Here is an 11,861-nt window from a genome sequence, read left to right on the forward strand (position 1 = left end):
ATTTTTAGCGATCGCTGGTTTTTGATCCTACCTCACCAAATCGCGTTGCTCCCGTGTGTTATGTGCCTCAGTCGCAAAAGCTTTCTCCATTAGATGATTTAACAAGTCGTATAGATGCCGTAACCAAAACTAAAGCGCGCCTTAAGCAAGAAATTCATTCGATACTCGCTTCTGGTAAGGTTGCTCCTGCTTCATGTTGGATTGTTCGCTATCAAGCTAAGGGGCGGACTGATAATTATTGGTATTACAAACTACAGGCATCTTCATCAATATTTCCCACAAAGACTGATGGTTTATCAAGGGTATCAGCACTTGGGTAAAGCTGGTAGCCCAGCATACTTAGATGCTCTGGAACAAATTACCCATCGTGCCAAAATTGAAGCTTTAGACCGATCCATTGAGGCTCTCAATCAAGGGCTGAAAGATTTAATCGAAGAAACCTTTAAATATCGCCAACAAGCAGAGTTGGTTCGCGAATAATTAATGAGCGAAACGGCATCGCTAACGTGTTCATACAATCAGGCGCAAACATCTTGCGTCACGCGAAGCGGTCTAACGCCTGCGTCAGCCGCGCCCGCTGACGGGCGTCGGCTGCACGCAATGGTTGGGCTATCCATCAGACTGAAAATGCCTTACCGTCAGTTTGACCTTTTGGTGTCGTCCCACGCGCGGCCCGATCGATCTGGGGCCAGACCTCGTTCGCCATGAGCTCCATGGAGCGCCGGGCGAGCGCTGGATCAGTCCAGTCGTGGCCCGTGTAGAGCAGTGTGCCGAACGCGCCGACCTCGTTGCGGAATGCAAGAATCTGGTCCGCGACGCTCTGGGGGGTTCCCGCGATTACGAGACGCTCGATGCACCGCTTCGTAGAGAGATCGGAATCCGGCTGGTCGGGAAAGTCGCGCATGACGTCCAGCGCGCCGGCCTTCGCGAGCTTGGTCCTCATGACGTGGAAGTAGAAGTGGTGCGCGCCGTCCTCGCGATGCACGTAGCGATGTGCCGTGACCTCGTCATCGGCCACGAAAACGCTGCGCGCCACGCGCCACCCGGAAGCATCGGCACAGAGGCCCGCCGCTCGCCGGCCTTCCAGGTAGTTCTTAATGTGGGCCCGGACGACGTACCTACCCACGTAGGTCGCCGAGATTCCGGACCAGCCGCGCGCTCCCGCGGCGTGCGGTCCCTGAGCGTCCGGTCGGATCGAGGTGATGGCGATGGGCGGATGGGGCTCTTGCAGAGGTCGGAGAGCGACACCCACTCCGATGTTTCGATCAAGCGAGCGCTCCGTGGTGGTCCGGTAGAACTTGCCTTCGATCCGGTATGGCGGCTCTTCGCTCCAGATCCGGCACATGTGCTCGAGCGCCTCCTGGGTCTTGTGATTTCGGTTCAAGCCCAAATCTCCGATGGCTTCTGCGTCACCGGCAACGCCGGGTCCGACTCCCAGGATCAAGCGACCCTGCACCAGGTGGTCCACCATCGCGACCTGCGCCGCAACCATCGCCGGGTGGTAGTTGGCGAGCGGAAGCACGCCGGTACCGAAGGTGATCGACGGGCACGCATCAGCGAGATTCGCAATGAAAGCGAGGCTCGATGTGATCGTCTCGGCCGAGTCGACGAGATGCTCGCCGATGAAGGCCTCGCGGTAGCCGAGCCGGTCGGCGAGCATGACCGCTTCGCGATCCTCGCAAAGAACGTCCCCATAGGAACGGGACGGCGGGTGGACGGGCTGGATGAAGAATCCGAGCTTCAGGGAGTTCTGCATTGAGTCTTTATAGTCGTTTATTCGTTCCGTGCCGCCCAACTATTTATTATACGGAAAATTTCCGTATAATCTTTTTCTCAATCCTAATATATCATACTCAAACCACGAAACAGCGTGGCTTTTTCCACAGTCTAATTCTCTATAACTCTAAGTTAATGAAAATAGGTAACGTAAAAGTTAGGGTTTGAGAAACCCTCAAAATAACCTTTTCCAGATGCCGTGAAAAGTCAGCACTGCAATTTGGTTGGCTACTGATGCTCCACGCAATATAAGCGGTAAGTTTTTGCGGGATCGTACAGTAATTTCTTTTTAGATATCAATTATCGTTATAGTTTTTTTACTTTGAAAAAGCATAAATATTTTATGGCTCGAAAAACCCCACCTCCAAAGACGTATTAAATAACAATACCTTTGCCAAAAAAAGAGTATGAAGAGGGAGGGCTGATGTAGTAGAGTTATTGTCTTCCACAACGACAATTCAAGAGCTACATACAGCCCATGTTCGACATACTAGCACTACTGCAATGCCTACTAAGTAAGACGAGGTGAAAAAACCAAACTATGTAAAGATAAGTAAATACGTATGATATGTCTACCAAGGTGACAAGGATATGAGCAGTCGTTTAAGGGTATTTCTGACTCCTGAGCAAGATAAAACTCTGTTAAACCTAGAGAACGGCAGACGTACCCCAAAAGGTCAAAGACCGAGCAGAAGTAATTAGATTGAGGGCACATGGTTTGTATGTGGAGAAGATAGCGGCTCACTTGAACTGGACTGCCCAAACAGTGAGAGAAGTTTTGCATAGATGGGAGCATCTTGGTTTAGAAGGGCTTTGGGAGAAACTAGGGCGGGGAGGTAAATCAAGGTGGACGGAAGCTGATCTGGTGTTCTTAGAAGAATGTTTAGAAAAAGAACCACGCACATACAATAGTGTTCAATTAGCCCAAAAATTAGAAAAAGAACGCTGCATCAAATTAAGTCCTGACTGGTTAAGACAGGTACTTAAAAAAAGGGGGTGATTTGGAAAAGAACGAGGAAAAGTCACAAAGGAAAACAAGACCCAGTAATACAGCAAATCAAACAAGCAGACTTAGAAATGCTGGAATTGTCTGCTGCTGCCGGAGAAATCGATTTAAAGTATGTGGATGAATCAAGGTTTTGTGCTTGGAGCGAACCGAGTTGCAGTTATTACTTCCGAGGTCAACAAAAACGCTTAGAGCAGAGCAAACACAGAGGACGAAGGTTAAGTATTATTGGATTTTTCCAACCCTTAATTAGTTTTGTTTCTGGTTTAATGATTGGCGGCGTTTCACGCAAATCTTATATACAGATGATGGAGATCGAAGCATCAGTTGCCCAAAAAACAGGACGTATTAGAGTAATCGTCCAGGACAACGACCCGATACATCGGTGTAAAGAAGTACAGCAATTACGGTCAAAGTGGGAAGGCATGGGTTTGTACATCTTCTTTTTACCTAAATATTGTTCGGAAATGAATCCAATTGAATTGGAATGGCAGCACCTCAAAAAAGATGAACTTGCCTCTAAAACTTTTGACGATGAATTAGACGCAAGCCTCATGCTGTCATTAATGGAGTCCAAACAAGAGGTGAAAAAGGAAATTACAGTACCCAACGTATAAGATTTAACTCTAATTCTTCTGCTTCATTGTTTGTTACATGCTTATAAATTTTCTCCACGACTTACTTAGTAAAAACTTACCGATCTGCAAAAAGCTTTATTTCAGAGAATCAAGTACAAAAAATTAAATCTGCGGCAATTTTACGAATTTACTGCAATTTTGTATTGAAAAATGCATTTTATCAGATTTGGTTGACACAAGCAACTGTATTTTTAGGTTTAAGTTTTAGCCGTAAATACCTATTTACTAAAATTTTTATGAGATGCTAGTATCTTATAAAAAATAAAATACTGTAAATTGACTGGTTTAGTGTAAATTAATTAAAAATATAAATTTAGCAAAGTAATCATAAATTACTTGATCTAACGATACTGACAATCAATAAACTTAGCATTTTTCCGAAAAAAGAGGTCAAAATTAATGTTTGAGTTTTTATTTAACCGCATAATAATCTATTGCAGAAAATGGGTGATTTCCAGATTTGCTAGTCAAACACGGTTATTATCAACTACTCCTATACAAATTCCTGGAGCTTTTATTACTGGCTTATGCCTTAGTTTACTATTTGCTGCTTGTACAGCAAATAATCCAAGTAATACTACAATATCTGCCAATAATTCCACTCAAACTAAAGCATCAGTAGTCAGATTTGGCTATCAGAAATCAGCAATTCTCCTAAAAACTAAAGGGCTTTTAGAAAAGCGATTACAAGCTGAAGGTGCATCTGTTGAATGGATTGAATTTCCGGCTGGTCCACAGCTTTTAGAAGCTATGAATGTTGGCAGTATTGACTTTGGGCATACTGGAGAATCGCCACCAATTTTTGCCCAGGCAGCAGGTGCTGCAATCACATATATTGCGGGAATTGCGCCAAGTCCTGGTAGTTCAGCAATTCTTGTTTCCAAAAAATCAGCTATCAAAACAGTCAATGATCTCAAGGGGAAAAAGATAGCTTTCCAAAAAGGTTCTAGCGCCCATTATATGCTGGTACAAATTTTAGAAAAATATGGTTTGAAATATAGTGATATTCAACCCATATATTTACCGCCAGCCGATGCTCGTGCTGCTTTTGTCAAAGGTAGTATTGATGCTTGGTCCATTTGGGATCCATTTTACGCAGCAGCCGAGAAATCTGCTGATGCTCGTGTATTAATTGATGGTACAGGAATTAATAAACAGGGAGGCTTTTACCTTGCTAGCCAAAAATTTGCTAGCCAGCAACCAGAAATTATTAAGACATTACTAGAAGAAATTCAAAATTTTGAACAATGGTCTGATCAACATCGAGATGAAGTAGCTGCAAATCTCTCCCCCATTTTGGGCATTGATTTGGAAACAATGCAAAAAACTACTAAAAGAAGAAAGTTTGGCATTACACCAATTTCTCAAGAATTAATTACTCTTCAACAGCAAGTTGCTGAGAAATTCTATGAACTGAAATTGATTCCCAAAGAAATTAACGTCAAAGAAGCGATGCTTACACCTGAGCAATATGCAGCTTTTTCACCCAAAACTAATTGAAAAAGGCAGGAGGTAGGCGCATTTTTAGCGCCCACCTACTTACTCGAAACTATCCTGTTTGTAGTTCGGAGGCATTTTGATTATTAGCTTCTACAGGTAAGAATCCACCTGCCTGCATTTTCCATAACCTGTAGTAAGCACCACGGCGTGCCAACAGTTTGGCGTGGGTATCATCTTCGATAATCCGCCCTTGGTCAAATACCAAAATGCGGTCTAGATGGGCAATAGTAGAAAGTCGATGAGCCACCACGATGACGGTTTTTCCATCCATCGCTAAATCTAGAGTGTTTTGGATCGCTTTTTCGGTGATGGAATCGAGGCTGGAGGTAGCTTCATCTAGAATCAGAATTGGTGCATCTTTGAGAATTACCCGTGCGATCGCAATCCTTTGTCTTTGCCCTCCAGAAAGCTTGACACCGCGTTCACCGACCAAAGAATTATAACCTTCTTTAATCTGCGCGATAAAATCATGAGCATAAGCTTTGCGTGCTGCCTCGATCACTTCCTCATCGGTAGCATCTAGTCGTCCATAACGAATATTTTCTATTAATGTCCGATGGAACAGAGACGGATCTTGAGGAATCAAGCTGATTTGGACGTGTAAGGCATCTTGCGTCATGTCTTGAATATCCACCCCATCAATGAGAATCTGTCCCGATTGGGGATCGAATTGACGCAAAATTAGATTTACGAAACTGGATTTTCCAGAGCCAGAAAAGCCAACCAGTCCAACACGCTCGCCTGGTTGAATGGTGATAGAGAGATTGTCGAATACTTTTTTGCCAAGGGAGTAGCCAAAATTCACTTGCCGAAATTCGATCTTACCTTGGGTAATTGAGTGGGCGATCGCACTATCTCGATCAATGATCTCGTGGGGTTGAACGATAATAGAGACACCATTGGCAATATTGCCGATATGTTCAAAAAATTCTAAAAACCGTCTACTTAAATTGCGGGCTTCACTAATGATTAACAGTGACAGACTGGTTGCTACAACGAAATCCGCAGTTGCGATCGTCCCTTGACTCCAAAGTGAGAGCGAGTAATACAAAGTGCCAATTTTCAGGACTGCTGCTGAGATAAACTGAAACCAACGGATTCGCTCCGAGTACCAGTTGGACTCTCTCACCTCTTTGAGTTCGTCCTTTAATTGCTCATTTAAATAGCGTCGTTCAAAACCCAGGCGAGCAAACAGTCGGCTATTAGTAAGATTTGTTACCGCATCTACAATGATGCCAGTTGTCTCACTTCTGGCGGCTGCGGCTTTCCGGGAATAAATTCGGCAGCGAGTTGCCAACCAGAACGAAATACTGATGAAGAGAACTGCCCATATCCCTACGAATGCAGCAAGCGGAGGATAGGCGCGATACAGCAACATAGTGGCGACAGTATACACAACAATTACTGGCATAAATTCAGTAATCATCATTTGCATCGTCTGGGTAACACCCAGAGAAGTTTCGCTAATCCGATGTGCCAATGCCCCGGAAAAACTGCTGCTCAGGTAGCGATGGGAATGATGCTGCAAATAGGCATATAGCGATCGCACGATGTGCTGTCGGTGGATCGGATGGAGGATGGTCTGCAAGAGTCCAGCCGACCGCCCAAATACCACTTCACCCACACTTAAGGCTATGAACAACATTAGGGGTTGATTCACCGCATCAAAAATGGACTTGCTGTCGCCCGTCGATCGCGTCACGCTCCGAATGATCTCGCCAATGGCGTAAGGTAACATAATGCCGCAGGTTGCGTGTATTACCTCCAGAATCACCATTAGCACATACCACCACCGGAACTGGTTAACGAAATAGCAAATGAACCTAAAGGTCGTGTCTGGCAAGTTAGGTGCATTGGCAGCACGTTGAAAGGATTTGGATTGTCTGGACTTTTTATTCATGAAATTTGATAGATTTGTATCACGTATACCAATTCGTAGTTTGTAATAACAGCCAAGTCACGCTAGGCGAACGAGATTAAGAAAGTCACATTTCATCTAGGTTTTTGCATCATTTTGGAGAATTGGTATTAGCTATTCTGTCCTCTAATCACTAAATCCTTTCCTGGCAACCAAATTTCTATGCTGATAATCCTTAACGCAGAGAATCTCCCCGACGATATTCGGCGGTGATATCGTCTAGTTTTTGTTTCAAATTATCATCGAGTTGGAATTCTACAGCCTTGAGGGTATCAGCAAGTTGTTCTGGTCGGCTAGCACCAATAATCGGGGCGGTAATAATCGGATTAGCCAGTACCCAAGCCACCGCTAAAGTTGTAAGTGACAATCCAGCGAATTCTGCGACTGTACGTAATTCCTCAACAGTATTAAATTCGCGATCGCGCCAGTATCGTTCTTGATAACGTTCTGCGGCAGTACCCAAGGTGAAACGTGTGCCTGCGGTGGGGCCTTGAGTCAGATTGTGTTTGCCAGTCAATAGACCACCTGCTAAAGGATTGTAAGGAATTACACCTAGTCCCTCTTCTTTCGCCAAAGGCAAAAGTTCTCGCTCAATTTCGCGGAATAATAAATTATAACGGGGTTGAATTGAAACAAAGCGAGTTAGATTTCGGACATCGGCACGACCCAAAGCGCGGCTGAGTCGGTAAGCCAAGAAGTTAGAAACCCCGATATAGCGTACCTTACCAGCGCGAACTATCGTATCCAGTGCTTCCAGAGTTTCATCAAGAGGGGTTGAAGCATCGTCCGAATGCAATTGGTACAGGTCAACATAATCAGTTCCCAGTCGTCTGAGAGAAGCATCAATCGCATCCAAAATGTGTTTGCGCGAAGCACCCTGATCCCAAGGTGCAGGGCCAACCTTACCTACAGCCTTGGTAGCCAAAATAAAATGTTCGCGTTTGCCTTTGAGCCAGCGCCCAATAATTTCCTCGGTACTTCCAGCAGTAGCAAGCCCACCCCCAAGGGGATAAACGTCTGCTGTATCCAGAAAGTTGATTCCCGCATCGGCGGCGGTGTCAAGGATTTGTCTGGAAGTTTCTTCATCTGTCTGCAAGCCGAAGGTCATAGTGCCAAGACAGAGGCGCGAAACGGTCAATCCAGTTTGACCGAGCTTAGTTGTTGGTAAGGTCATGGGGTTGTTGATTGAGAAAGTGTTGAAATTTCTAAATAGAATGCGATGGCATAACTAAAAGGCTATATTTTTTAAGGCGTGAACCAATTTAACCAACTTTTCCAGTTTTGTACGATCGCGGCAAATTCTGCATAACCATCTGCTTTTGGATGAACACCGTCATTCGCTTTTGCTTCTGTTAGCCAGATTGGTGACTCTACCAAACTGGAAAACACATCAAGATACGGAACATTTAATTCATGACAAACTAACGCAAATTCCTGTGACAGATTTGCGATAATTTGATTTCTTTTTTCTTGATCGACATCGCCGCATGGTGGCGGTCCAACCATCAAAACAGGATAGAGTTGCTTTGCTTGGGTCAGGATGCTGTGAGCATTTGCGATCGACTCTGAAAGTTCGATTCCTTGCTTTTTACCCGCCCATCCGGAATCGTTTACCCCAAAGGAAAACACTACTCGACCATCGTGTTTTGGAGGGAGACGATAAGAGACTTCTGAGTGCCAACGTTGTTTGAGATACCGACTTGTCTCAGCCCGCACCCCCAAGTTGTAGTAGGTGATTGCATATCCTTTTGACTCAGCATTGCGGCATACTCTACCTGTCCAACCCAGAAACTCTGGATCGCCTGTGCCATTGACAAACGATTCACCAATAAAACAGATTCTGATTTCTTTGCGAGAGTCTGACATAAATCAACTGAATTTTGGAGAAGAAATTCTGTTTTTACCCAGAATTAAGCATGATGTACATAATTCTATTTGTCATTTCACACAGATGTTAATTTATTGATATTTAGGATAAGCTATCTATCGCAGGGAAGATGACAATTGAGTTTCTGGATATTTCACCTCAAACAGCTACAGATGCGCGACGGTTCTGTGAAATCAGCCATTGTTGCAATTTCGAGTCACTGTACACTTCATCGGCTATAAAATGATCCCCTTCCGGCAGTACGGTAAAATCTACTGTTCCCCCCAATCCGCGCAAGGTATCGACAATATGTTGTGCATCCTCAATCGGCAGTTTTTCGTCCTTTCCACCTTGGAATATTTGGATAGGAATGTTCTTAAGAGCAGCTAATTGGCTTGCTTCTAATGTTTTGGGTACACGACCAGACACTGCTACCAGACCAGCAAAACGATTAGGATGAGAAGCAGCGATATGCCATGCTCCAGCCGTACCTAAACTGAATCCAGACAAAATCACACGGGACGGATCGATGGGTTGGGAGGTGATGAGATTATCCACCAAAGCAATTACGTCAGATTCTCGATCCACCCAGGTTTGTCCTTCAGGAAGTTGGGGGGCTGCAAAGACATAAGGTAACGAGCTTGACTCATCTACAAAACGAGGTAAACCCCATTTGAGTAGCACATTTAGGTCGTTACCACGATCGCGCGCTCCATGTAGAAATAACACAAGAGGTGCGGGTTTTTTGGCATCATCAGAGATAGGTGAGAAAATATAAGGCAATAAATCGGAGCGGTGTTCAATAGGCATAGCTGTAATTCCTGAAGTATGTGTTTGATTTAGGAATTGGGGACTAGAAATCATCTAATCCCCATGACTGGTAAAAATCTCTAGATTGTGAACTTGTTCCGTGATTTATGCCACTACAAGTTTCTTATCTACTTGTGGGGATGCGATTTCACTAACTTTGGATTCAATCGCTGTACCCTTGAAGAAGTCGGGGTTAGATTCGGTGTAAAACTTGTAAGGATTATTGAATACATAAGCCTTAAAGTCTGCTTCAGAAATCACACCTTCTTGTACTAAATCCCAGCTTTCCGCTAGTGGGTCGGTCAAATCTGGCACATCCCAGTGACCAACATCAGAGGAGTAGATAGCGTTGATTTTTACACCCAAAGGATTAGCTTTGTTGTTAAATGCAGCTGCGATGGTGCGATCGTCAGACTCGGAACCAAAGAAGAAACTATTTACCCAGCGATCGCGGATGTCTTCAATGGTTTCAATACCGGCGGCGGCAAAATCTTCTAGTTCGCTACCAACGGGTGAGCGACTATGACGGTTGAAGGAAGAACCCAAGACACTCTTTGTCAGTTCCTCTTTACTCAGAGGATGTGCTTCCAGGAATTCACTACCAAAACGCTCAAACAACAAGAACAACTCATCAGCATTTGTTAGTTCTGGGTTGTAGTTTTGCAGTCCTTTAAGATTGCGCTTGGAGAATCTATCCACTAAATGAATGTAGACGTGTGCGCCCCAATCTGCACCACCTTCAAGCATAGCTACGCGTAACTGTGGGAAACGTTTGGTAACACCACCAAAGAATAGTGCTTTGGCAAATGCTTGTGAGCCATCGGCGAAGTGACCAATGTGGTTGTTCATGTAGTTACTGGTGGAGGAACGTCCAGTCCAACCTTGACTACCGTAATGCGTAGTAATGGGTACACCTAATTCAACTGCTTTTGCCCAAAATGGATCGTAGTCATATTCACTATCCAATCCGTAAAAGTCAATGTAAGAGGCATACTTGGCGATTTCAGGGTATTGCTCTGCTGGATATTTATCAGCGATCGCCTTAATTGGCCGTTTCACACCACCAGGAATATTTGCTACTTTCAATCCTAGTGTTTTCACTGCAAACTCTAGCTCTTCAACGGCTTCTTGAGGATTACCCATAGGGATACCAGCTACAGGTGTCAGGCGATCGCTATATTTCCGGTACAAGTCAGCGTGATAGTGGTTGACTGCGCGTTGCAGTGCTTGACGATTCTCTTTACTGGCTCCAGCTGGTGCTAGAACATTATTCGGAAATAACACTGAATAATCTGACCCCTGCTCCGCCTGACGTTGATAGAACAATTCGGGCAAAGTGTAAGTTGCTAAATCTAAAGTGTTACGAGTAACTCTCGCCCACCAAGGCGATCGAATTGTGCGGTTGTACTGGCGTTCTTCTGGAGTTTGTTGATACCAGTCTTTACCATTGCTTTTGGAATTGAGACGAGAAGTTTCTGCTTTGCGTAATTCATCTACGAGTTTCGAGCCACCATACTTAGCAATGTAATCCTCCAGCGCCGGAGTGAAATCATTAGTGTGAACATCAGTATCAATTATCGGATAATCAAGGGTTGCTTTGATTGCGGCGGAACGAGAAGTTTTTAATCTGCTATATTCAGTCATGTTTTTTTCCTTGAATAAATGACAGTAGTGCTGAGAAATGAGTTATGAGTGCTGAGTACAACAACCCATCTGAGTGTTACTTGGTAATTTATTGGATTGAAAGACCAATAAAACCTTAAAATTTATAGGCGATTTATCGCATCTGGATAACTCAGCTAAGACAATTGCTACAACTGAAAGAACCCGTAACGCACTAGTTCACCGTAAGAGTGTCTACAGCACTCGAAACTCAATACTTTTTTGCTCAGGACTTACGCTTTTTGTTTGTAGTAAGGACTTTAGTCCCAATTTTGTTCAACTAGCGTTTGCAAGAGAGAACTAAAGTCCTGACTACGAACTGAAAAGAATATGCGGCGTTGCGTAAGCCCTATTGATTTACGCCAAAACCAATCTTGCATCCGCTTTAGCGGCAAATTGATTACCCGGACGACGCAGCCCCAGGTTTTCCCTCAAGGTGCTACCCTCATATTCAGTACGGAACAGTCCCCGTTTCTGCAAGATGGGAACGACCAAGTTCACGAATTCATCCAATCCTGTAGGCAAAATTGGCGGCATAATATTAAAACCATCTGCTGCACCATTATTGAACCATTCCTCTAGTTGATCGGCAATACTTTCAGGAGTACCAAGTATGGTGCGATGACCTCGGGGAGCAATGCGATTTTGTGAGATCATCATAAAGACAGCAGGGGAGCAGGGAGC

At 44.5% G+C, this 11,861-nt stretch carries 8 protein-coding genes and 2 pseudogenes; 3 read left to right on the forward strand and 7 right to left on the reverse strand.

The window, feature by feature from the left end:
- The first annotated feature begins 288 nt into the window (after positions 1-288).
- Positions 289-480, forward strand: coding sequence for a hypothetical protein (locus tag ACFE90_RS29675; RefSeq protein WP_375505953.1), 192 nt, complete (start codon positions 289-291; stop codon positions 478-480).
- 136 nt (positions 481-616) lie between these two features.
- Here ACFE90_RS29675 and ACFE90_RS29680 read toward each other — a convergent pair whose 3' ends face one another.
- Positions 617-1,756: an LLM class flavin-dependent oxidoreductase gene (locus ACFE90_RS29680; RefSeq protein ID WP_375505954.1), complete on the reverse strand. Its 1,140-nt coding sequence runs from the start codon at positions 1,754-1,756 to the stop codon at positions 617-619.
- 611 nt (positions 1,757-2,367) lie between these two features.
- Between ACFE90_RS29680 and ACFE90_RS29685 the strand changes: the two are divergent.
- Positions 2,368-3,399 (forward strand): annotated as a pseudogene (locus ACFE90_RS29685) (IS630 family transposase).
- A gap of 420 nt (positions 3,400-3,819) precedes the next feature.
- A complete protein-coding gene (locus ACFE90_RS29690; RefSeq protein WP_375505955.1) occupies positions 3,820-4,920 on the forward strand; it encodes a sulfonate ABC transporter substrate-binding protein in 1,101 nt (366 codons plus the stop codon).
- 49 nt (positions 4,921-4,969) lie between these two features.
- Here ACFE90_RS29690 and ACFE90_RS29695 read toward each other — a convergent pair whose 3' ends face one another.
- The 6 genes and pseudogenes from ACFE90_RS29695 to ACFE90_RS29720 all read right to left on the reverse strand — a co-directional run.
- Entirely contained in the window at positions 4,970-6,820 is a 1,851-nt protein-coding gene (locus ACFE90_RS29695; RefSeq protein ID WP_375505956.1) for an ABC transporter ATP-binding protein, read from the reverse strand.
- Between the two features lie 193 nt (positions 6,821-7,013).
- Positions 7,014-8,012 (reverse strand): aldo/keto reductase, encoded by a 999-nt coding sequence (locus tag ACFE90_RS29700; RefSeq protein ID WP_322652624.1) that lies wholly within the window; start codon positions 8,010-8,012, stop codon positions 7,014-7,016.
- Between the two features lie 71 nt (positions 8,013-8,083).
- The gene (locus ACFE90_RS29705; protein ID WP_375505957.1) at positions 8,084-8,704 is read right to left on the reverse strand and encodes a GDSL-type esterase/lipase family protein; all 621 of its coding nucleotides are present in this window, start codon (positions 8,702-8,704) and stop codon (positions 8,084-8,086) included.
- 160 nt (positions 8,705-8,864) lie between these two features.
- Positions 8,865-9,515, reverse strand: coding sequence for a dienelactone hydrolase family protein (locus ACFE90_RS29710; RefSeq protein ID WP_375505958.1), 651 nt, complete (start codon positions 9,513-9,515; stop codon positions 8,865-8,867).
- Between the two features lie 105 nt (positions 9,516-9,620).
- Positions 9,621-11,159, reverse strand: a complete 1,539-nt coding sequence (locus tag ACFE90_RS29715; RefSeq protein WP_375505959.1) for an amidohydrolase family protein — start codon at positions 11,157-11,159, stop codon at positions 9,621-9,623.
- A 375-nt stretch (positions 11,160-11,534) separates the two neighbouring features.
- A pseudogene (locus ACFE90_RS29720) lies at positions 11,535-11,861 on the reverse strand (hypothetical protein); the annotation flags it as partial.

Source organism: uncultured Nostoc sp. (assembly GCF_964245445.1).
GTDB lineage: Bacteria > Cyanobacteriota > Cyanobacteriia > Cyanobacteriales > Nostocaceae > Nostoc.